The 20204-nt window shown below is 60.8% G+C and carries 21 protein-coding genes and 5 pseudogenes; 17 read left to right on the forward strand and 9 right to left on the reverse strand.

Going from position 1 to position 20204, the window contains the following annotated elements:
* Window positions 1–87: 87 nt before the first annotated feature.
* Window positions 88–503 (reverse strand): annotated as a pseudogene (locus tag NKH67_RS30945) (ATP-binding protein); the annotation flags it as partial.
* Between the two features lie 69 nt (window positions 504–572).
* Here NKH67_RS30945 and NKH67_RS30950 point away from each other — a divergent pair.
* The 4 genes from NKH67_RS30950 (at window position 573) to NKH67_RS30965 (ending at window position 3014) form a co-directional block, all read left to right on the forward strand.
* The gene (locus NKH67_RS30950) at window positions 573–869 is read left to right on the forward strand and encodes a hypothetical protein (protein ID WP_353032605.1); all 297 of its coding nucleotides are present in this window, start codon (window positions 573–575) and stop codon (window positions 867–869) included.
* Window positions 859–1449, forward strand: a complete 591-nt coding sequence (locus NKH67_RS30955; RefSeq protein ID WP_353032607.1) for a type II toxin-antitoxin system VapC family toxin — start codon at window positions 859–861, stop codon at window positions 1447–1449. Before NKH67_RS30950 ends, NKH67_RS30955 begins: the two co-directional genes overlap by 11 nt.
* Window positions 1446–1718: a hypothetical protein gene (locus NKH67_RS30960; protein ID WP_353032609.1), complete on the forward strand. Its 273-nt coding sequence runs from the start codon at window positions 1446–1448 to the stop codon at window positions 1716–1718. Before NKH67_RS30955 ends, NKH67_RS30960 begins: the two co-directional genes overlap by 4 nt.
* A 423-nt stretch (window positions 1719–2141) precedes the next feature.
* Window positions 2142–3014 (forward strand): ferritin-like domain-containing protein, encoded by an 873-nt coding sequence (locus NKH67_RS30965; RefSeq protein WP_352871137.1) that lies wholly within the window; start codon window positions 2142–2144, stop codon window positions 3012–3014.
* A gap of 368 nt (window positions 3015–3382) precedes the next feature.
* Here NKH67_RS30965 and soxR read toward each other — a convergent pair whose 3' ends face one another.
* Entirely contained in the window at window positions 3383–3808 is a 426-nt protein-coding gene (gene soxR / locus NKH67_RS30970) for a redox-sensitive transcriptional activator SoxR (RefSeq protein ID WP_502893836.1), read from the reverse strand.
* Between the two features lie 93 nt (window positions 3809–3901).
* Here soxR and NKH67_RS30975 point away from each other — a divergent pair, with 93 nt between their 5' ends.
* The 4 genes and pseudogenes from NKH67_RS30975 to NKH67_RS30990 all read left to right on the forward strand — a co-directional run bounded on the left by NKH67_RS30975 (window position 3902) and on the right by NKH67_RS30990 (window position 6664).
* Entirely contained in the window at window positions 3902–4624 is a 723-nt protein-coding gene (locus NKH67_RS30975; RefSeq protein ID WP_353032613.1) for an SDR family NAD(P)-dependent oxidoreductase, read from the forward strand.
* Window positions 4621–5745, forward strand: coding sequence for an S-adenosylmethionine:tRNA ribosyltransferase-isomerase (locus NKH67_RS30980; RefSeq protein ID WP_353032615.1), 1125 nt, complete (start codon window positions 4621–4623; stop codon window positions 5743–5745). The genes NKH67_RS30975 and NKH67_RS30980 overlap by 4 nt, the downstream gene beginning before the upstream one ends.
* Window positions 5679–6225 (forward strand): annotated as a pseudogene (locus NKH67_RS30985) (type IV secretory system conjugative DNA transfer family protein); the annotation flags it as partial. The gene NKH67_RS30980 and the pseudogene NKH67_RS30985, both read left to right, overlap by 67 nt.
* A 10-nt stretch (window positions 6226–6235) precedes the next feature.
* On the forward strand, window positions 6236–6664 hold the full coding sequence (locus tag NKH67_RS30990; protein WP_353032617.1) for a CopG family transcriptional regulator: 429 nt from the start codon (window positions 6236–6238) through the stop codon (window positions 6662–6664).
* 624 nt (window positions 6665–7288) lie between these two features.
* Here NKH67_RS30990 and NKH67_RS30995 read toward each other — a convergent pair.
* Both NKH67_RS30995 and NKH67_RS31000 read right to left on the reverse strand, forming a co-directional pair.
* Window positions 7289–7522, reverse strand: coding sequence for a hypothetical protein (locus NKH67_RS30995; RefSeq protein ID WP_353032619.1), 234 nt, complete (start codon window positions 7520–7522; stop codon window positions 7289–7291).
* A 62-nt stretch (window positions 7523–7584) separates the two neighbouring features.
* Window positions 7585–8271: pseudogene (locus NKH67_RS31000) on the reverse strand (OB-fold nucleic acid binding domain-containing protein); the annotation flags it as partial.
* Here NKH67_RS31000 and NKH67_RS31005 point away from each other — a divergent pair.
* The 4 genes and pseudogenes from NKH67_RS31005 to NKH67_RS31020 all read left to right on the forward strand — a co-directional run.
* A pseudogene (locus NKH67_RS31005) lies at window positions 8272–8385 on the forward strand (elongation factor P); the annotation flags it as partial.
* 232 nt (window positions 8386–8617) lie between these two features.
* Window positions 8618–9658: a glycosyltransferase family 2 protein gene (locus NKH67_RS31010; RefSeq protein ID WP_352473011.1), complete on the forward strand. Its 1041-nt coding sequence runs from the start codon at window positions 8618–8620 to the stop codon at window positions 9656–9658.
* Window positions 9633–10325: a class I SAM-dependent methyltransferase gene (locus NKH67_RS31015; protein WP_353032621.1), complete on the forward strand. Its 693-nt coding sequence runs from the start codon at window positions 9633–9635 to the stop codon at window positions 10323–10325. Before NKH67_RS31010 ends, NKH67_RS31015 begins: the two co-directional genes overlap by 26 nt.
* On the forward strand, window positions 10303–10758 hold the full coding sequence (locus NKH67_RS31020; protein WP_352542315.1) for a GtrA family protein: 456 nt from the start codon (window positions 10303–10305) through the stop codon (window positions 10756–10758). Before NKH67_RS31015 ends, NKH67_RS31020 begins: the two co-directional genes overlap by 23 nt.
* Here the strand turns inward: NKH67_RS31020 and NKH67_RS31025 are convergent.
* From NKH67_RS31025 to NKH67_RS31040, 3 genes and pseudogenes are all read right to left on the reverse strand, one after another.
* Entirely contained in the window at window positions 10755–11387 is a 633-nt protein-coding gene (locus tag NKH67_RS31025; RefSeq protein ID WP_353032623.1) for a hypothetical protein, read from the reverse strand. The two genes, NKH67_RS31020 and NKH67_RS31025, sit on opposite strands and share 4 nt — an antisense overlap.
* Window positions 11374–12531, reverse strand: coding sequence for a putative hexosyltransferase (locus tag NKH67_RS31030; protein ID WP_353032625.1), 1158 nt, complete (start codon window positions 12529–12531; stop codon window positions 11374–11376). The genes NKH67_RS31025 and NKH67_RS31030 overlap by 14 nt, the downstream gene beginning before the upstream one ends.
* Window positions 12532–12736: 205 nt before the next feature.
* A pseudogene (locus NKH67_RS31040) lies at window positions 12737–12846 on the reverse strand (phosphatidate cytidylyltransferase); the annotation flags it as partial.
* Window positions 12847–12871: 25 nt separating this feature from the next.
* Between NKH67_RS31040 and NKH67_RS31045 the strand changes: the two are divergent.
* From NKH67_RS31045 to NKH67_RS31055, 3 genes are all read left to right on the forward strand, one after another.
* On the forward strand, window positions 12872–13075 hold the full coding sequence (locus NKH67_RS31045; RefSeq protein WP_353032638.1) for a DUF6074 family protein: 204 nt from the start codon (window positions 12872–12874) through the stop codon (window positions 13073–13075).
* Between the two features lie 197 nt (window positions 13076–13272).
* Entirely contained in the window at window positions 13273–13788 is a 516-nt protein-coding gene (locus NKH67_RS31050; RefSeq protein ID WP_353032639.1) for a cupin domain-containing protein, read from the forward strand.
* Window positions 13778–14266, forward strand: a complete 489-nt coding sequence (locus NKH67_RS31055) for a hypothetical protein (protein ID WP_353032627.1) — start codon at window positions 13778–13780, stop codon at window positions 14264–14266. The genes NKH67_RS31050 and NKH67_RS31055 overlap by 11 nt, the downstream gene beginning before the upstream one ends.
* Window positions 14267–14486: 220 nt before the next feature.
* Here the strand turns inward: NKH67_RS31055 and NKH67_RS31060 are convergent, their stop codons facing one another.
* Window positions 14487–17912, reverse strand: coding sequence for an acyl-[ACP]--phospholipid O-acyltransferase (locus NKH67_RS31060; RefSeq protein ID WP_353032629.1), 3426 nt, complete (start codon window positions 17910–17912; stop codon window positions 14487–14489).
* An 885-nt stretch (window positions 17913–18797) separates the two neighbouring features.
* Window positions 18798–19064 carry a hypothetical protein gene (locus NKH67_RS31065; RefSeq protein ID WP_352503492.1) on the reverse strand — a complete coding sequence of 89 codons (267 nt, stop codon included), beginning with the start codon at window positions 19062–19064 and terminating at the stop codon, window positions 18798–18800.
* 285 nt (window positions 19065–19349) lie between these two features.
* Here NKH67_RS31065 and NKH67_RS31070 point away from each other — a divergent pair, with 285 nt between their 5' ends.
* Window positions 19350–19526, forward strand: a complete 177-nt coding sequence (locus NKH67_RS31070) for a hypothetical protein (protein WP_023680685.1) — start codon at window positions 19350–19352, stop codon at window positions 19524–19526.
* Between the two features lie 98 nt (window positions 19527–19624).
* Window positions 19625–19900, forward strand: coding sequence for a hypothetical protein (locus tag NKH67_RS31075; protein WP_353032631.1), 276 nt, complete (start codon window positions 19625–19627; stop codon window positions 19898–19900).
* Window positions 19901–20204: the final 304 nt, after the last annotated feature.

The raw sequence follows: 20204 nt of genomic DNA on the forward strand, positions 1-20204 counted from the left end.
CTCGCCGTCCTTTCGCGCTGTGTTTCTGACGGCCCGGCCGTTTACTTCAGTTTGCAGCCTCAACTCATCCCACGCCGCAGCAGCCAACTACGTGAGCTCGTGAATTGTAACGCCGGGAACAACAGCCTTGGCGATCTCGCACAGGTGCTGGTGATGCGTCAGATAAATCACCTGGCCAGCGCTTGCCATCTGACCAAACAACTGAAAACCTCCTCGGACCGGAAATGGTCGAAGTTCTCCATGATGTCGTCGGCAATGAATGGCACAGAGGGTCGAAACTGGGCGAACTCGTAATATCCGGCAAGCCGCAGGGCCAGGTAGAGCTGAAAACGCGCACCCTTTGAGAGCGCGTCGGCGACCTTGGACTGCCCGTCGCGCTGCAATGCGATGAGGACTTCTCAGCCCTTCACGGGTTGCGTCGCAAGCCCCGAATACTGACCGCGCGTGATGAGTGCGAAAGCGTCAGATGTCCGCTTCATCATCCCGGAGCGATGGTCCCGACGGCCAGCGGCTACTAAGCCTTGCCTATGCGTTCAACGAAATCTATATTCTGTTCAACACAGGAGGTTCTCATGGCTAGGCAGACACGGACGGCTGCAGAAAGCGAAGCAACGGTCGCATCGACCCGCAATAAACTTGTACTGGAGCAAGCGAAAGCCGCCGGCCTCCTCGGCGCCGCGAAGAATACCCGTCTTTCGGCACGGGTGCCCGCGGAGTTGATCGAGGCGGCCAAGAAGCGCGCCCATGTCACCTCGGACACGGAGCTGTTGGAACTGGCGCTGTCGCGCCTGGCCCTCGAAGATGACTTTGGCGCCCGCCTGGTCGGACGTAAGGGCAGTATCCCGGCGGACATAGATCTTGGGGTTTGATCTTTCCGAAACCCTCCGATCGCTAAAGCCCCAAAAGCACAACGGAACGCTGAAGCGCAGGGCCGACGACGATCTCCCATGGGTTGCTGACGAACCTGCGATCGGGGGACCGCTGTTTCTGGATACGAGCGTCTATCTAGATGTCCTGCAGGGACGATCGCCGGTTGAAGTCGATACGCTGCTTACCTATCGCCGATGCCACCATTCCGCTGTCTGCCTGTCTGAGCTGATCCAAGCCTTTGGTCAGCTGGACCCTAAGCATGCCTCCACAAAAGCTGTCCTCGAGACGATTGAAGCCACGGTAGAGGACATTCCGGACCACCGACTTCATGCACCGGACGATGCGATCTGGGGACAGGCCGGGGTCTTGGCTGGCTTGCTCTTCCGGCTGAGCAATCTGCCCAAGAGGGAGGGGCACGAGCGCCGCTTCCTAAATGACGCCCTCGTGTTCCTGCAGGCGTGTCAGTTGGGTGCGAGCGTGCTGACCGGCAACGTCCGCGATTTTGATCTCCTCACCCAGGTTCTGCCGACGGGACGGATCATCCTCTATCGAGCTCCGCCGGAACGGCAGTCATCATGAACGTCACGGTTGGTCCTCCTGTCGATATTCTTCACGAACTGGAACAGCTGGATCGGGGGCCGGCGACTGAGGTCAATCATCTGCAGAATACGCCGGCCTTTCTGGGTTTTGTGAAGCTGGGTCAAACTCGATACCCCACATTAGATCCGGCTCTATTTTCGCTTGCCTTGGCGGCCCGGCAGCTAGGCTTGGCCTGTCTCGTCCGTGGCCAGGGTTCCGGTTTGGCGGCGAGTGCAACCGGGATCGCGGACCGGCTTGATAACGCATGAAAAGTACAGCGTCGAGGCGACTGCACCTCTGCCCGCTTTATCTGGCATCACACCTTCCGGCAATCTCGTTCGGTCCAAACCAAGTGCAGCGCTTTTCTGCGATCGAGCTTGAGCAGCTTTTTGATTTTCCGCAGCTTCACCGCGCGAATGAAAAGTGGTCGTTCGATAGCGGACGTTTCTCCCAGTTCCGACGCGGGCGTAGCCTATCCGGCTCATAATGTGTCACCTCAATGTCTAGATTCGAGGCTTGGTCACAAATAGTCGATGCCAACTCCGACGTTACGCGCCCGAAAAGCCATTGATCCGGAGCACGACCCCTGCAACGTCCGACCTTTACAGGAACATTTCGCCTATGGCGGAGTTGGGCGCGTTGCCCGCGATAAGGTGCCAACGGTGGTGCCGGCGGGCTTTTGGGAGGAAGCCATGATACGTGCCATCCCTTCACTCCACCTTTCCCGTCGCCGCGCATTGCAATTTGGGCTGGGAGCCAGCCTCGCCGCCACGACGGGCTTGGCGCCGGTTTCTCGCGCCTATGCCAAGGAAGAAGTGCAGGACGAGGACATTTTCCGCTTTGCGCTCAACCTGGAATACATGGAGGCCGAATATTATCTTCGCGGCACCACCGGAAAAGGCATCGACGCCGCGGATGCCGGTTCGAAACCCGGCGATGTCGTCGGCGGAAAGAAAGTGTCCTTCGAGACACCCGCCATCGGCGAATTCATGCAGGAGGTTGCTGAAAACGAACTCGCGCATGTACGGTTCTATCGCAAGACGCTTGCAAAGAACGCAGTCGACAGGCCGGCCATCGATTTCGATGCGGGATTCAAGGCAGTTGCGGAGGCAGCGGGCCTTGGGCGGGACTTCGACCCCTTCGGCAACGAAACGAACTTCGTTCTCGGCGGCATGCTGTTCGAGGATGTCGGCGTCACCGCCTATGCCGGTGCGGCGACGGTTCTGAAGAACAAGGACTTCCTCGCCGCCGCCGCCGGCATATTGGCGGTCGAGGCCTATCACATGGGAATGGCGCGCTCCACTCTATACCGGAAAGGAGAGAAAGCCTGGAAGGCCGCCAACGCCGTCTCCGATGCACGAGACAAGATCGACGGGCCGGAAGACAAGGACCAGGGCATCCAGGTGAATGGCAAGGCCAATTTCGTTCCTTCGACGCCCGACGCGATCGCGTTCACCAGGACGCCGCAGGAAGTGCTGCGGATCGTCTATCTCACCGACAAGGACGGAGTGAGCAAGGGCGGCTTCTATCCGGAAGGGATGAACGGGACCCTGAAGAGCACCTGAGTCGCTCGCGACAGGCGATCGGATCGCCGGAAGAGACGCAGCGGGCCTGCGGACGGCACTGCTGGTACGGCTGCGCGACGATCACGAATCAAATCCGCCGCAGGAGTCTTACGCTCCCGGTTTGTCCATCCATCCTAACGATGCCAACCCCGGCGGAGCGGGAGCCTTCCATCGCGTCGATTTTGAGCAGCTCTTGTTCTGACCCCTTGTTGACCGCGGTTTTGAGACAAATGCAGGAGCTGTCCGGTTCAGCGCGATTCCTGAATTAACATCAGGGCCGCCGCGCCCTGACCTTACGGGGCAGCGTCTCGCACTTGGCGAAGTCTTGCGCTGCCGAGTTCTGCAATAGGGACAGGCACGCTGCCAACTCACCCCAGCCAATACCTCGGCCCCGGCCCCTTGCGTCCTGCCATATCGGCAGGGTTCGCAAGGCTACACCGGTCCAGCGACAGGCAGCCGCAACCGATGCACTCGGAAAGCCCCGACCTCAGGCGCTGCAACTCGGCGATGCGCTGGTCTATGCGCTTGGTCCACTGGCCTGATAACCGCGACCAATCCCGACGCGACGGCACGCGATCGGCTGGCAACTTGGCCAGCTCGGCGCCGATCTCCTCAAGCGTCAGCCCAATTCGCTGCGCGAAGACGATGAAGGCGATTCGACGCAGCACGGATCGCGGGTAGCGTCTGTGTCCCGAGCCGGCCCGCTCGGACGCGATCAGCCCGCGCTCCTCGTAGAAGCGCAGGGCCGATGAGGCGACGCCGCTGCGCCGTGACACGTCGGTGATGGTCAGCATGGAATCCATGCATGAAGGAAAGCACAATTCCCGCTTGACTTCAAGTTAACTTGAACTTGTAGCAAGAGGCATACGGATTAAGGGAGCACGGCAATGCAGTCGAATATTGATCTTCAGGGACTTCGCGTGGCGGTCACGGGCGGCACCTCCGGGCTCGGAGTGGCGCTTGTGCGGCAGCTTGCCGCGATGAATGCGTGCGTCGCCTTCGTCGCCCGCACCGCCGCGAATGTCGAACGCATCGCCGACGAGACGGGCGCGCACGGCATTGTCGGCGACGTCGGCAAGAAGGAGGACACCTACTCGATCGCGCTACAGGTAACCGCGAGCCTCGGCGGGCTCGACGTCCTGATCAACAATGCCTCGAGCCTCGGCCCTGTCCCTCTGGCGCTCCTCGCCGATACTGAGTGCGAGGAGCTGGAAACGGCGCTCGCCGTCAACCTGGTCGGCGCGTTCCGGCTGACGAAGGCTCTTTTCGGTGCGCTTGCCGCGTCCGCGCGCGAGGGCCGGGGCGCGCTGGTCATCAACATTTCCAGCGACGCCGCGGTGAACGCCTATCCCGGCTGGGGAGCATACGGCGCGAGCAAGGCCGCTCTTGCCCATCTGACGGCGATTTGGGACGAGGAGGCGAAAGCAGACGGCATCCGGCTCCTCGCGCTTGACCCCGGCGATATGGACACCCCACTGCACGCGCTCGCGATCCCTGATGCTGATCCGGCGACCTTGAAGCGCCCCCAGGAGGCAGCTGCCGAGACCATCGAAAAGATGCTCGACGCGTTGCCTGTCCGCTCTACGCTTCTGGCCGGAGCACATGGATGATTGCCGCCGATCGTCCCGATCGGCGCTCCGCCAGGCTGTTCGTCGTCGAGGCGGACGGCACGATGCGCGACCTGCCGCGAGCTGGACTCGCGACGCTGTTCAACCCCGGCGATCTGGTCGTCGCCAATGACGCCGCGACCTTGCCTGCCAGCTTGCACGGCACGCATGTCCCAAGCGGTGAGGCGATCGAGATCCGCCTGGCGGGCTGGCTATCGTTTCCCGATCCAACCCGTTTCGTGGCGATTGCCTTCGGCTCGGGCGATCACCGCACGCGCACGGAGGACCGGCTGCCTCCACCTCCGCTGTCACCAGGCGATCGCCTCCGGCTCGGCTCGCTTGACGCCGTCGTCGAGCGCCTTCTCGACCATCCACGCCTTCTCGAGTTGCACTTCCCAGGCAATCGCGCAGCGGTGCTTGCAGGACTGGCGCAGCACGGCCGGCCGATCCAATACGCCCATGTTCCCGAGCCGTTGGCACTGTGGGACGTTTGGACGAAGATTGCCGCCGGGCCGGTCGCGTTCGAGGCGCCATCGGCAGGCTTCGCGCTCGACTGGCGCACGCTCCAAGCCTGGCGTCGGTACGCCGTTGGCTTTGCAACACTCACGCATGCTGCGGGCCTCTCTTCTACCGGCGATCCCGCGCTCGACTCGCGCCTTCCCTTCGACGAGCCATACCGCATCCCTGAGCGCACCGCGGCGCAGGTCGCGCGGGCGAAGCTGCGCGGCAGCCGCATCATTGCGATCGGCACGAGCGTAGTGCGCGCACTTGAGGCCGCCGCCAATCCCGGCGGCAATGTGCGTGCCGGAAATGGCACTGCGACAGGGCGCATCGCGCGGGGCACGCGGCTTCGCGTGGTCGATGCGATTCTCACGGGCGTCCACCAGCCCGGCGAAAGCCATTTCGAGCTCCTGCGCGCCTTTGCCGACGATGCTCTGCTCGTCAAGGCCTCCGCAGCATTCATCGCGTATCGATACCGCGCGCATGAATTCGGCGATTCCATGCTGCTCAATCGCCAACCGCTGCTTCTATCGCGCGAACGGAACCGTGCCGAGGTGCTCCCGAGATGCGCGCCATGCGCAACTATGGGGGCCATCGGCTTTCGCCCTGGCTTGGCCATCTGATGGTGTCGGGCTCCGAGACGGCCAGACCGCTGCTAACCCGGGCGAGATCATGCAGCTCCCGCCCGCCGACGAGATCGTCATGATGGCGGGCACGCCGCCGATCCGCGCGAAGAAGGCGCGCTACGAGGATCGCCGTTTCAAGGACCGGATCATGGCGCCGCCGGTGCTTACCAGGCCGGCACAGCCGGGCACGGACGACTGGAGCCCGGCTGCCGCTTCGGGCCAGGCCGGCGAGCATCGTGTCGGCCGACGCAGCCGGCGCCGCAGACATCGGCGACGAAGATCCAACGGGATCGGAACGGCGTTACCAGCCCGAGCTGAACCGCGCCGCGCCGGTGGAGAAGAGGGCGCCGATCGAGAACGATTTCGACGGCGGCTTCGATGGCCGATGACGACACTGCCCGGATCAGCCGCGGCAACCAGATCATGCAGGGCATGGCCCGCCAGGTCTCGCTCGATCCGAACGAGGGCATGGAGCTGCGAGGCGCCCGTGGCCAATCCGTCGAAGAAGCAGCGCCTGTCGGTCTGTCTCGAACCCGAGGTGATGAAGGCGCTCGCGGCCCACGCGGCACGACGTGACCAATCGCGCACGCTGATTGCAGAGGCGGCCATCGCATTCTTCCTGTCGCCGGACGCCGCCGAGCGACAAGAGGCCGCGACGACCAAGCGCCTCGACCAGCTCGATCGCCGCATGACGCGCATGGAGCGCGATGTCGGCATCTCGGTCGAGATGCTCGCCGTTTTCGCGCGCTTCTGCCTTACCACCAATCTGCCGCTGCCCGGGCCGGCGCAGGCCGCAGCAAGGGCTCAGGCTGGCGAGCGCTACGACGCCTTCGTCGCGGCGCTGGGGCGCAGACTCGCCAAGAACCCAAAGCTGCGGCAGGAGATTTCCGAAGGTATCCCGGGCGACCCTGTGTAGCGACTAGGCGACCCCGCTGGTCGCTCCGCCTGGAGCGCAGCGAACACATGCGCAAACAGTCCAGCCGATGACCGCTTCACTTGAGATCAAAACTCAAGCGCGAGCCGTTCTGCCTCGAACTTTGCGTTCGCACGCGCCGCCTGCTCAGCTTCAAGCCCAAACAGCGTGCGCTCGATCAAAATTGAATCGATATCCGTCACTCCGATCAGCTTAAGCCAAGCCTCGACGTAGGGTCTCTGGAAATCTAGCTCTCGCCCGGCGTCCAAGTTGAAGTTGGCGCATAGCCCAAGCCCCGAGCATAGATCACAGCGGCTCGATTGGCTTTGACCCGTCCGGCGAATCCATCATCGTGCATGGCGCAGTTTCGAGGATTATCTTCTGCCTCGGCCGATCTTTCGCCCTGATGCGCGCCGAAGGACGGCTCGGGCCTGCATATTGAGTGAGTAGATACTCAATAATATAGATAGGGGATGGCATGAGACTGGTCAAGGGATGCATCTTAAAGCCATCTGAAAATTTCGAAGTGCCGATGCCAGACTAGAAATATTAAAAAGGCGGATGATCAATTAGGTAGCTTTGGTACTTCGCGACGGTCGCAGGCAATGGCTTGCCTTCCTCGAGCGGTCAGAGCTCATCGGCAGCTTTTGCGAAAGCATCAAATTCGATCGAACGACCGGAGTGGGATCGTGAGCTGACGGCCAAGCTTATCGACCCTTGGCCCCTAGCTGGAAAGTCTATCATGAGGATCCGAGCATGGAGGATTGCGCCGGGCAAGTCGCTGCCCGGCGGCGTTGTCTCGAAAAATCCATCAAATCGCTGCCATAGCTGGTGGCTGTAGACATTAATGGTGCTGGTCATCTTGCTCTCCTTTGCATTGTTGCTAGGAGGGCAGAATACTATGCCGAGCCGCAGCGGCGTTTTTACCGAAAGTCCCGTGGTTTAGGCAGCTTGATCGTCATAGTCTCCGACTCGGGATAAGATTCCTTATGCCGAACTCGGCATAATGGATCGACGATGTTTCGGCCCTTCGGCAGGCTCCGCGGATCGACACCCTGCGCGCCGTGATGGGCTTCGTCACCGCGGCCATGCGGCACGGGAAACGGCGTCTCGCGGTTTCCCAGGCTGGCCAGCTCGGCCGACAGGTCGGTCAACTGATGGGAGACGAGATGCACCACCTCCCCTTCCCGCTGGATGCGGCCGCGCACGCCGAACATGGCCGACGAAAGAAGCACGCGACGGAATTTCTCGAATACCTTGACCCAGACGACGACGTTGGCGGCGCCCGTCTCATCCTCCACGGTGAGGAACATGACGCCTTTGGCCGAGCCTGGCCGTTGCCGGACCAGAACCAGGCCGGCAGCCTCGAGCCAGCTTCTGTCTCGCGCCTGCATGGCCTCCTGACAGGTCACGATGCTGCGCCGGCGAAGATCGGCACGCAGAAACGACGCCGGATGGCTGCGCAAGGTCAGCCCGACATGGCCATAATTCTCGACAACGTCGCGGCCGGCCGTCATGGGCCTGAGCGCAACAACAGGCTGGTGGATCTCAGGCAAAGTCTTCTTCTCACGGCAAGCAGCGGCCGCAAACAGCGGCAGAGGTTCGTCGCGAAACCGGCAACGCTGTCCAACGGCGTGCGCACCCTGGTACCGCTATACATCAGCGCCGGCACCCGCGTCGTGGTGATGACTGCGGATGGCGCCTACGTGGAGCGCGCGAAGGAGAGCGTGCAGCGATCTTCAGGGCGGTCAAACAGCTTTGTGCTGGCGTATCGCCAGACGAACCTCGCTGGCGACCTATCGAGTTCGCGCCTCGGTGCGGACGCTCATCTCTCACTGAGAACCGGCATTCAATCAAGAACTAGCTAAATTAGCAGTTTCTTGCACACCTTTGGAACTTTGTAGCTTTCGTTACATTTTCAACCGCATGCGAGACTCTGTGGTCCACGGCCCTGGAATGACGGTGAACAGATCACCGCCTCGCTACTCGCTCGTCCTGCCCATATACAATGAAGAACAGGTGCTGCCTCGGCTGATCGAGCGGATCAGTTCGCTTATCGACCGGCTGGACGGCGAAACCGAGGCCATCTTCGTCGATGACGGAAGCCTCGATGGAAGCGTCGAATACCTCCAAAAAGTGGTTGCCGCCGAGCCGCGCTTTCGGCTGATCGAATTTTCCCGCAATTTCGGCCACCAAGTGGCGATTACCGCCGGTATGGACGCCGCTGCGGGCGATGCCGTCATCGTCATGGATGCCGACCTGCAGGATCCGCCGGAAGTCGTTCTCGATCTGGTGGCCAAGTGGAAGGAAGGCTTCGAGATCGTCTATGCCCGCCGGGTCAAGCGCGAGGGCGAATCCTGGTTCAAGCGCTTTACGGCAAGTCTTTTCTATCGCCTGCTGGAGAAAATGACGTCGGTCGATATTCCGCGCGACGTCGGCGACTTCCGCCTGGTCGGCCGCAAGCCGCTGGAAACCTTCAAGCGTATGCCCGAACATGACCGCTTCGTCAGGGGCATGTTCGGCTGGATGGGCTTCAAGCAAACGACCGTGCCATTTGAGCGCCACGCGCGAACCCTGGGCCAGACCAAATACCCATTCTGGAAGATGGTGCACCTTGCGGTTCACGGCATCGTCAGTTTCTCCGAGAAGCCCTTACGCCTGGCGCTCTGGGGCGGATTGGCCATTTCCGCGCTTGCGGTGGTCTTTGGCGCCTATGCCATCTTTGCCTCGTTTTTTGAAACCGGCATCATTGCCGGGTGGACATCCACGGTGGTGATCGTGTCGCTCCTGTGCGGCATCAATCTTTTCATGACCGGTGTGGTCGGGCTCTACGTTGGCAGCATCCACGCCGAGGTGAAACGCCGCCCGCTTTATGTTATTAACCGGCTCACCGGCTTCGACGAGGCGATGCGTACCGTCTCTGGTGAGCGCCGCCTGTCGTTTCACAAGCCCAGGAGTGGAGTCCCCGCCAATGGCCGAACTCTTCGACAGCTATAATTCCAACTATGGCGAGGCGGTCGAAGGGTCCATCCGATTTTCCGGACTCGGGCACGACTTCTTCCTTGTCGCCAAGGCGGACCTGCTGCGGCGTCTGGTGGTCGAGCGAAAGCTTCGGCGGGGTGGGGCGGCTGTAAGGGCGCTGGATATCGGCTGCGGCGTCGGTTCGCTCCACCCCTACCTCGACGGCGCTTTCGACAGCCTCGATGGCTGCGACGTGTCGGAGCAATCAATTTTGCGCGCCGGCCAGGACAATCCAGGTGTGACCTATAGGGCCTGCACGTCGCCGAGTCTGCCCTACGAGGATGGCGCGTTCGATCTGGCTTTCGCCAGTTGCGTCGTCCATCACGTTCCGCCCTCCTCCTGGTCCGATTTCTTGCTGGAATTGCGGCGTGTCGTGCGGCCAGGTGGCGTCGCCTGCATCATCGAGCACAATCCCTATAATCCCCTGACGCGTCTTGCGGTGTTGCGGTGTCCGTTCGACCACGACGCGGTCCTCCTCAACGCTGCCAACGCAGCGTCCCTCTTTCGGGAGACCGGGTTCCGGGACATCCGATCCGAGCATTTCCTGCTGCTGCCGTCGGCAAGGCCTTTCGCCAGAAGAGTCGAGCGCGCGCTCGCGTCGCTGCCGCTTGGAGCGCAGTATGCCTGCAGTGCGCAAGTCTGAGGGCCCCTCGACCAGCGACGCCGGCCTGAAACTGCTGGTGCGTTTCGGGTCGGTCGGCATCGCTGCAACGATCCTATACGCAGTGATGGCCACCGCTTTGGTCGAATGGCAACGGTTCGGCCTCTCGCCGGTCGGTGCCTCGCTCGCAGCCTATACCGCTGCCGCCCTGTTTTCTTATCTCGCGCATAAGTTCGTGACCTTCGCGTCGAGCGGATCGCATCGATCGGAGGCTCCGCGTTTTCTCTTGCTGACGGCAACCGGCTTCGCGGTGGCTTACGCGGCGCCGGCGCTTTTGACTGCGAAACTCAGTCTGCCGCCGATCATTGCCATCCTGGTTACATGCTTGCTTGTTCCAGCGGTCAATCTCCTCATGCTCGACCGCTGGGTTTTTGCGCAGCGAAGACGCGGCCGGCAGCGCGATCGCCCGCCCTAATCCACATCAGTGGGATCGAGCCGGAGCGACAACAATTTGATGGAGCGCTTATAGATGTTGCTGGCGGCAGGAGTTTGCGGAATGCCGTCGAGGTAGTCGAAGGCGATGTCGAGTGTCTTGGCCTCGCCGACAGCCGCCGGTGGGATGACGAATGAAACGGTGCGTGGCTCTTTGCCGGACAGCGTCACCGCATGCACCCGAACGCCGTTCACCGAGATCACAACCCTTTGCATGATCTGGGGCGGACGAATGACGGCGGCCATTTGCAGCGTGGCAGTCAGGCCGTCGCGAACCGGCGGTATGTCCAGGCGAAGCCGCGAGGTCTCGCCCAGCGAATGGGTGCCGTCGGCTACCGGCCCCGACCAGCCACAGACCTTCATGCCGGTTGCCTTTTTGGCTCCGTCGGACCGGAACGACACCGTCTCGCCAAGTGTGTAGCTGCCGACCGCATCGCGATTGAGGCAGGTCGTCGTCCGGTCGATGTAATAGGCGCGATAGTCGGCATTGACGTCTGGATTGAGAGCAAGCGCAAGCATGATGATTTCCGCCCCGGCCAGAACCGCCGCCAGCGTGTAGCCGCCAAGCGAGGCCGCGCGCCGATGCGGGCCCGGAGTGCTAGACCAGGGCAAGATAGCCCCCGATCCACGCGACGGTCATGAAATAGCAGGCGCCCAGGAAGAGACCCAGAGCCGCAAGAAAAGTCAGCTTCGACGCCGACAACAACGTGGTCAGCAACATTGTCAGAGGCGCAAGCCCAATGACGTATCTGACCATCGAGGCCAGGTTCGTGATCAGCGGCAGGATGATGCAGCAGGCGCAGAACAACGCGGCGCCATATTGCCTGCGAACCGCCAGAACCGCCGATAGCGCCAGTCCTATGAGTGCGGCGAGCGCGCTCCATTGCGGCGCCGTAGGCAGCCATCCAGTCGCCGGAACGGCCGAGAGTCCATCCCATATGAAGGCGAGCGGATTGCCCACCACCCGTCCAAACGCGCGCTGGACGTGCAGGAAGGCAAAGCCGTCCCCGACCGTCAGATAGAGGAACAGGATGTAGGCGAACAAGCCGGCAGGCGAGATGAGAATTGCAACGAGCAGATCCGGTCGGCCAAGCACCCAACGTGGGAAAGAAAGCGCCGATCCGCCCTTTGCGCGGTAATCCCTGAACATCTGAATGACGGTCGCAAATACAACAAGCACTCCGACGAGCCTGGTTGCCGACAGCAGAGCCGATGACAGCCCCGCGGTCAGATAGCTGGAGCGTTTGAGTGCCAGAAAAACGCACGACGTCAGGAGCACGAAAAGAGGTTCGGTCAGGAAAGTCGTAAAATGAAAGGAGAACGGGCCGCTGAGCAGAAAGGCGCAATATAGCACATAAGCGCGCATGTTCTTCTCGAGCAGCGGCCACGCCACCAGACAGGCCGCGTAGCTGCACGCAACCGATGTGATCGACGCGAGCAGTATCGTCGGCAAAGGGAAAACAGACCGGATTGCCGCCACCAGCATCGGATAGAGTGGAAAGAAGCCCCAGCGTCCGACATTGCTCTGGTTTGGAATGGGAAAGCGCTCATAACCATGTTCGGAAATGTCGACATACCACGCGCAATCCCACCGGCAGAGCGCCTGGGCATAGGCTGCGAAGCCTGGTTGCGCCGAGATCGAGGCAAATGCCGCATAGCGAATGGCCAGTCCACCGACGACGAATAGCAGCGGCACCACCACGACCGCAATAAAGCGGCCACCGGCGTTCGGACGCGCGACAGCTTCGAGCGCCACAATCTGCCTCCACCCGTTCAAGTGACTGGCGCCACTCAAAGCTAGATGACGCGCGCCCGGGCGAATTCAAGGCATGCAACGCGGCTCAGATGGCGATAGAGCTACCCCGCCCTTCTGAGCCAGACCAGCATCTCGCCGGGGTCGCGATTGTCCCAGGCAAAGTACGGCACGGCGGTGAGTTTCGCTTCCTCCACCGCACCAGGAGATGCCGGCCGAACAGCTTACCGAAGATAAATTGCAGCACGTCCCTGCCTTGCACGGTGATGATCGGAAAGCGATCAGCAACAGGTTGCGGCCTTCGAAGCCTGGGCGATCCGGGTGAGGTGATCGATCATTCAACATAAGCGCGTTTCCGCTGAATCGGCGGCGGAAATTGGTCGAAGGTATCGCCCGGGTCCTAGAATCCAAAAACCTGGAGGACGCGAATGCCTTCTGGCGCAGCACCGCCAAGACAATTCTCGTTCAACTCCGGCAGGCACAAGCTGAGCGGCCGACATGCGGGCGCTTGTCTGAGTTTCAGTTCTCCTCGCGGGCCGCAGCTTAATAGCGGCCATTCGACAAAAGGAACAAAGTGCGGTGTCGCTGGTTGAGATTTGTTGAGACCAGAGCGGAGGCTTTCGCCGCTGTCTCATCGAGCGCAAGGATTCGCCGTGGGCATTCTCGAGAGCCTGAAGAAAGCTTACCGAGCAGGCGACGGGTATCGCGCGACCGAGAAAGCAAGAACTCGCCGAATTCGTGAAGATGAAGAAGCCACTCGAATTTCGGTTTAAGGATGACGGCCTCGTGCCGAACCACCCCTTCTGGCCGTTTGTCGTCTATCCCGGCGCCGTAAGGTCGGTGGAACAATTTGATTCCGCAGCCGTGCTGGAAGAGCTTTTCGAGGCCAATGGCTGGAGTAGCGGCTGGCGGGACGGCATCTACCACTACGTCCATTACCATTCCCGCAAAAATAAAGTGCTTGGGGTTGCGGGCGGAACCGGCAAGGTTCGGTTCGGGGGCAACAGGGGCCGTACATTGTCCTGGAAGGCCGGCGATATGGCAGTTCTTCCGGCCGGCACCGGTCACCAATGTTTCTCCGCGTCTGCTGGTTTCCTGGTGGTCGGCGCTTATCCCGCATCCGACGCTTATGACGAATGCACGACAGCCCAGGAACATCAGCGGGCATTACGAACGATTCCCAAGTTGGCCGTCAACGCAAGGATCCGGTCTATGGGAGCAAAGCGCCGCTGGTGTCAGTGTGGAAAAAATGAAGCTTGAAGATGAAGTCCGCCACGTTTCCGAAGACTTGGACGATGATGTACTGAGTGACGCTGTGCGGGCGCTGCATCGTCGGGTGAAGATCGTCCATGATTTCGATATCCCCTACATTGCTGGATACAGCAAAGATGGCAGGACGATTTTTATCGATCGCCATATGCCTCGCACTATGGATTGGAAATCGGCCAAGGTCCGGCTTGCCCCATTTCTGCTAACGCACGAACTTGTTGAAAAGGCGCTCCTGGACGAACTCGGGCTTCATTACCTGCACGCGCATCAAATCGCTCTTCGAGCCGAACGCGATGCAGTGAAGGCGGCGGGTGTTGGCTGGTCCGCTTACCAGGCCTTCAACAAAAAGAACGAAAAACCGATCTCCGAAGAGAAGCTCAAGAAGATCCCCAAGGATCTTGACCTGACGCCCTACCGCGACATGAGTGACTTTTCAACGCTCGAGCGTCTGCTGAAGGCGCAACGATAGTCGGACAAGCCAATGGTCCTCGCTTGCCAGTTCTATGACCGCCGCCTCGACAGTTCAGCATCGACGAGCTCGCGGCACATGTGCAAATGAGCGCATCGACCCTGCACCATCGTTTTCGCCAGCTGCAGCTCGTTCGCACGGCGCTGCGTGCACCGAACTTTCGCGGCGGTCCCGTGTTCTCAACCGAGATACACAAAAGCTACCCGTAAAAGCGAGCCGTTCAAGCCGCTTGGGTTTTCATGTCTTCGCCGCTCACCATTTTGGTCACAGCGGAGAAATCGAGCTTGCCTGAGCCGAGGACAGGCACTTTCGCAACGACGCGCACTTCGGCCGGCACCATCAGGTCCATGGCGCCGTTGGCCCTGGCGAAGGCCAGGAATTCGGCACGCGTGGCGTTGACAGCCTCGGTAATGAGGACCAGCTTTTCGCCCTTGCGCGCATCTGGCACGGCGGCGACCGCCGAGAGCGAGCCTTTCCACAATTCGCCCGCCAGTGCCTCGACGGCGGCCAGCGAAACCATCTCGCCACCGATCTTGGCAAAGCGCTTCGCGCGGCCTCGAATGGTGATGAAGCCGACGTCGTCGACGGCGACCACGTCACCGGTGTCATGCCAGCCGTCTTCGAGCGGCTCGAGCACGCCCGGCTTCTCGGTGCGCAGATAGCCCGCCATGACATTGGGCCCGCGCACGAAAAGCCGTCCGCCATCCTCGACGCCAGGCACCGGGTCCAGACGGTACTCCATACCCGGCATGATTTTGCCGACACTGCCGGAGCGGTTGTACATCGGCGTGTTGATGGAGATCACGGGCGCGGTTTCGGTCACGCCATAGCCTTCGAGGATGCGCAGGCCGAACTTTTCCATATAGGTCGCGCGCGTAGAAGCCTTGACCGGTTCCGCGCCGGCAAAGCAATAGCGCACTGAGCGGAAGTCGTAAGGGTGTGCCGTACGCGCATAGCCGCTGAGGAACGTATCGGTGCCGAAGATGATCGTCGCGTTCGATGCGTAGACCAACTCCGGCACCATGCGATAGTGCAGCGGGGAGGGATAGAAATAGACCGGCACGCCCGATATCAGCGGCAGCACCGTACCTGCTGTCATGCCGAACGAGTGGAAGATCGGCAGCACGTTGAAGACCTTGTCGCCCGAATGGAAGTCGATACGCGAGGCGGCCTGGGCGGCATTAGCCAGGATGTTGCGATGGGTGAGCACCACGCCCTTAGGCGTGCCTTCAGAACCTGAGGTGAACAGGATCACCGCCGGTTGGCCGGGCTTGCGGGCGACCCGGGGTGTATTTTTGCGCAATAGGCCGAGCAGCTTGTCCTTGAGGCCAATGGTGGCCCTCAGATCATCAAGCCACACAATATCGACCGAGCGGCCGAGTTCCTCGACCACGGCGCCAAGTTTCGCTTGTTCGACAAAGGCGCGTGAAGTCAGCACGGTGCGCACCTCGGCGGCCTTGCAAGCGGAGAGGATGTTGGCCGCACCGGCAGTGAAGTTCATCATCGCCGGAACCTTGCCGGCGGACATGACGCCGAGCAGCGTTGCACAGGCGCCGTTGGCATTGGGCAGCATGATGCCGAGCGTCTGCTGGCCGGCATAGAGGTTCTTGAATTTCTCTCCAAGCACGGCGGCGGCTGTCAGCAGCTTGCCGTAGCTCAGCGAACCGGTGACGGGGTCCTGCACGGCCAGTTGCTTCATGCCGCGTTCGCTCGCCGTCTGGATGATCTTCTCCAGCACAGTCTTGTCGATGTCCTGGGTGCGGAAGACGAGATCCGACATGACCTGGTAGAGGGCAGCACCCGCCGCTGCGCGGCGCTTCCGGCCCTTGAGGTCCGGCGGTACTTCAAGTTTGGCCGGTTCTAGTATCGTCACCCTGACCTTTGGGAACAGCTGGCGGCGCACATGCAGCGAACTCAGCCGCGAAAAATAGCTCTTCTCCAGGCCGTCGATGCGCACTGGCACGATCATCGAGCCGGTCTTGTCGGCCACCATGGCGCCACCGTCATAGACCTTCATTAGGCCGCCGGTCACGGTGATCCGGCCTTCGGGGAAGATGACAAGCGGATCGCCGCCTTGCACGGCCTTGATAAGCGTGCGGGTCGACATCGGCTTGGCCGGATTGAGCGGCAGGGCGCGCGCAAGTTTCATGAACGGCTTCATCCACCAGGCTTGGGCGATGGTGTAGTCGATGGCAAACACCGGCTCCTCATCCGTCAGCGTCAAAGCCAATGGGCCGTCGAGGAAACTGACATGGTTGAGCGCCAGGATGGGTGCCGGGCCGGCCGCCTTAAGGTTTTCCAGCCCCTCCACCTCCAGACGATGGAAGGCTCGGAACAGAATGGAAACGAAGTCGCGGAAGGCGTTGGTTGGCAGATATCTCAGCATCAGCCAGGCGGCGACCACGTTGAGTGCGGCGAGGCCGAACAGGATACCTCCAGTGGAGACGCCCACTGCTTGAATCGCGGCGACAAGTATGCCGCCCACCGTCATAAAGCCTGCATTGACGATGCTCACCGCGGCGACGACGCGAGCGCGGCTGGCTTCGGGCGCCCAGGCTTGTACGGCGGCGAAGGTTGGTACGACAAGAAAGGCGCTGGCAATAGCCATGCCGGCAAGGTCGATCGCAACATGGACCGTGTTTGGCCTGGCGAAGAATATTGCGAGCGTTTCGGCCCCGATCGAAGGCTGCATGCTCCAGATGGTCCAGGCCAGGTCCAAGCCGAACAGTGCCATCAACGCAGTGCCAACCGGGGCTGGCAAGAGCACGATGCGGCCCTGCGACATCCATGCGGCTATGGCAGAGCCAATGGCGATCGACACGGCGAACACCGCGAGATAGGCGGTGACAGCGATTTCTCCGCCACCGAGCGAATCCTTGACCAATGTAGGCAGGATCGAAAGGACAATGGCCCCGATCAGCCAGAACCACGACGTCATCAGTCCGGCGCGCCAGATCCGCTTGTCGGCACGCAAACCGTTCACCTGTCGCCAGGTCGAGCGAAAGATGTTTTTGTCGATGACTAGGTCGGGAGCCGCAGAACCGGTGGACGGGATGTAGCGGCTGACAAACCAACAGGCCACGGCAAGGATCATCATGATCGGCCCGAACACCGAGACGCCAATGCCATCGGCCGAGACGACGCCTCCGGCGATAGTGCCGCCGAGGATGGCGGCGAAGGTTGCCGATTCGATCCAGGCATTGGCGCGGGGCAATTCCTTGCGCTCGAGGTGATCCGGCAGGATGCCGTACTTGATCGGTCCGAACAGTGCCGAGATGATGCCGAACATGAGCAACGCGATCATCAGCACCGGGATCGACGACAGGGTGATTCCAACGACAGCGACAGCCGCAGCGGCGATCTCGGTGAATTTCAGCCGACGGGCGATGAGCGCCTTGTCGAACCGGTCGGCGATCTCGCCACCAACGGCGGACAGGAGCAGGAAAGGAGCCATGAAGACGGCACCCGCCAGCGTAACCAGTGATGCAGCCTTGTCCGCCGCCAGGGTGAACAGAATAAGGAACACCAGCGTGTTCTTGAGGAAATTGTCGTTGAAGGCGGAAAGGAACTGCGTCCAGAAGAGAGGCGCAAAGCGCCGTGACGTCATCAGATGGCTAGTCGTATGGCCGTTCGTGGCGATTTCCATTGGGGCGGCTTCCATTGGGCAAGACCGTTGAAGATCGTGGCCGTATCGATCAGCGGTCTTGCGCGGTTTGAGCTTCTTGTAGTGGGAACCCGGTTACACTTCGTTACTGCGGCTCAAATCGATCAGCGGCTTTTGGGTTTGGGTCTTCTAGCCGCTTCATGAAGCGGCTAGCCTCTTCTGCGTCTCGCAGGGTCTTGGTGATGGTGATCGAGGTATGCACGAGCCTGATCGCCGCCATCGGGCAGAACCCCTTGGCGGCAAAGCTTGCTCCATGAAATTGAGGGCGCCGTCATCGAAGCGGCGATGGCGAAATTGGCATGGTGAATGTTTGCAGGCGCTTGAACCCTTGGGAGCATAGCTGTTGAAGGTCATCGATATTGTCTTTTGGTTTCAGGGTGAGGGTGCGCCGGCGTTTGTCTGTCTCCAGGCCGGATACAATCAAGCGGTCTTGCGACGGTCCGGACGAACGCAGCGTCAGCGCTGCTCCGCAGCAGCGGGCTGCAGACGGCGGTCGCCAGCCAGCTTGAGGCGCAGTTGCCGCAACCACTCGCCATCCTCTCCGAGCGGATCGCAGGACAGCTACGCGATTCTGAGCACTGCCAAATCGGCCTAATTTTCCACTGCCGAATGGACGATGAGACGCGTAAGCGAGTTTCCGGACCGGAAGCTATGGTTGGGTTGCCCAAACGATGCAGAGGCGCTGCTGTGTTGGCGCGACACGCTCGACCGCAGGTGCGGACGGCATAAGAATTTTGGAGAGGCCCGTGGTGACTGGGGATTGCGCCGGTATTGACCACGCGCGAAGACTGGGTCGATATCTGGGCGAAGGCAGCCCCTGCGACGCAGCTTCATACCGGAGAATGCGCTGCGAGGTTGTTGCCTCGGCTACCAACTCAAAGTGATTGTCCGGGAGAGTTCGGCGATGTCGCCATAGATCATCGAACCTGTGACGAGAAAACATTTATCACCGAGGACTTCGAAGAGTGAGCTTGCCGCTGTACAAACCGGCAGGTTCTTCGAATTGGCATACGTGCCGAGGGTCGCGGTTTCGACCTTACGGTGGGTCGCCGTTTCGACCTTACGGTCCTTGGCTTCGGCACAGCCGACACTGATCGCGAGGATTGCGATAGCAATGAGAGTCGTCTTGCTCATATTTTGCCTCTGGAGCCAGCTCTTGTCGGGTAAGTCGCGCGATGCATCAAGTAGCACCGGCCCACGATCGGCTTCATCCATCGATTGGAGGAAGCGGGCTCATCCATAATTAGCAATATCTTGAGTAAGGCGCCGAACGCACCAGACTCATGGAACGGCGCGCGGAATTCCCATTCGTGACGAGGTGGCGATCCCGGCCGCCTTCGCAAACGGGTCACCCAGCACTGCGTAAACGTCTCGATTCCGAGCTATAGCTTTCCGCATTCGATCATCGATCATACCAAGGTGAAGAAGGGGCAGCAGATCGAGCTTACCGGAGAGATCACGCGCGTAGACGAGGAAGGCGGCAGGGTGACTGTCGATCTGGGACCGCTGGTGACGATCGACATCGACAAGGTCAGGCTGGTCGAGAAGTACAGGACGCCAAAGCGCAAGAAGCCGCTGCGCGACATGGTGGATTAGCTCGCGGACCGCCGCTTATCCACGCGACATCGGTACCACTCAAACGAATGGCAATTTTCTGTCTGAATGCGCTTAGGGTCCATGCTCGGAGACCACGCATGGGTATCGCGCGGGAGACAGGTGACTCTCGGTTTCAAGGCGTCGAGATGCTACGAGCACTGAAAAATCAGTTCCTTAGACCTAAAGATCGGGCGATCTGCCAGCGGGTTGTCGACCAGGTAACCGCCGACGCCAAATGGTACAGCACCCCGATAGACGCTCAGATTCTGGCCTCGACCACGCTGAATCTCTTTCAATCAGGGGTCGTAAACGAAACGAATTTGCTGGCACATGTTCGCGCGCGGCGCCACGACTTCACTAAACTGACAGGCTAGATCCTTCGCCCTCACAGTGCCAGTTGGACTTTGTAATGGAACGCGCAGCGGGGAGCACGTGTGGTTGATCGGCGCGTCTCGCGTCCATGCCCGTTTTCCTGGCGCCGATCTTCCGCGATCTTGGCCCTCACCCGCATTGCTGAGGATTTCGAGAGGTGAATTGAGATCCGCCGACGGCGCGGATCCTCTGGCAGGATCAAGCCTGTCCCGCGGCTTTGCTCCGGAACAATGTCTTCTTCTGAAAGTTTTTCCTTAAATAGCAAAGGAGATTCGAAATGTCAGAAAGCCGGGAATGGTTTGTCCA

Source organism: Mesorhizobium sp. M0968, assembly GCF_040319065.1.
Taxonomy (GTDB): domain Bacteria; phylum Pseudomonadota; class Alphaproteobacteria; order Rhizobiales; family Rhizobiaceae; genus Mesorhizobium.

Excerpts from the sequence above, each read along its gene's own strand:
- NKH67_RS30950 (WP_353032605.1), top strand. The coding sequence starts at position 573 with ATGGCTAGGCAGACACGGACGGCTGCAGAAAGCGAAGCAACGGTCGCA.
- NKH67_RS30960 (WP_353032609.1), top strand. The coding sequence starts at position 1,446 with ATGAACGTCACGGTTGGTCCTCCTGTCGATATTCTTCACGAACTGGAA.
- NKH67_RS30965 (WP_352871137.1), top strand. The coding sequence starts at position 2,142 with ATGATACGTGCCATCCCTTCACTCCACCTTTCCCGTCGCCGCGCATTG.
- soxR (WP_502893836.1), bottom strand. The coding sequence starts at position 3,808 with ATGCTGACCATCACCGACGTGTCACGGCGCAGCGGCGTCGCCTCATCG.
- NKH67_RS30975 (WP_353032613.1), top strand. The coding sequence starts at position 3,902 with ATGCAGTCGAATATTGATCTTCAGGGACTTCGCGTGGCGGTCACGGGC.
- NKH67_RS30980 (WP_353032615.1), top strand. The coding sequence starts at position 4,621 with ATGATTGCCGCCGATCGTCCCGATCGGCGCTCCGCCAGGCTGTTCGTC.
- NKH67_RS30995 (WP_353032619.1), bottom strand. The coding sequence starts at position 7,522 with ATGACCAGCACCATTAATGTCTACAGCCACCAGCTATGGCAGCGATTT.
- NKH67_RS31010 (WP_352473011.1), top strand. The coding sequence starts at position 8,618 with ATGACGGTGAACAGATCACCGCCTCGCTACTCGCTCGTCCTGCCCATA.
- NKH67_RS31015 (WP_353032621.1), top strand. The coding sequence starts at position 9,633 with ATGGCCGAACTCTTCGACAGCTATAATTCCAACTATGGCGAGGCGGTC.
- NKH67_RS31020 (WP_352542315.1), top strand. The coding sequence starts at position 10,303 with ATGCCTGCAGTGCGCAAGTCTGAGGGCCCCTCGACCAGCGACGCCGGC.
- NKH67_RS31050 (WP_353032639.1), top strand. The coding sequence starts at position 13,273 with ATGAAGAAGCCACTCGAATTTCGGTTTAAGGATGACGGCCTCGTGCCG.
- NKH67_RS31055 (WP_353032627.1), top strand. The coding sequence starts at position 13,778 with ATGAAGCTTGAAGATGAAGTCCGCCACGTTTCCGAAGACTTGGACGAT.
- NKH67_RS31060 (WP_353032629.1), bottom strand. The coding sequence starts at position 17,912 with ATGGAAATCGCCACGAACGGCCATACGACTAGCCATCTGATGACGTCA.
- NKH67_RS31065 (WP_352503492.1), bottom strand. The coding sequence starts at position 19,064 with ATGAGCAAGACGACTCTCATTGCTATCGCAATCCTCGCGATCAGTGTC.
- NKH67_RS31075 (WP_353032631.1), top strand. The coding sequence starts at position 19,625 with ATGGGTATCGCGCGGGAGACAGGTGACTCTCGGTTTCAAGGCGTCGAG.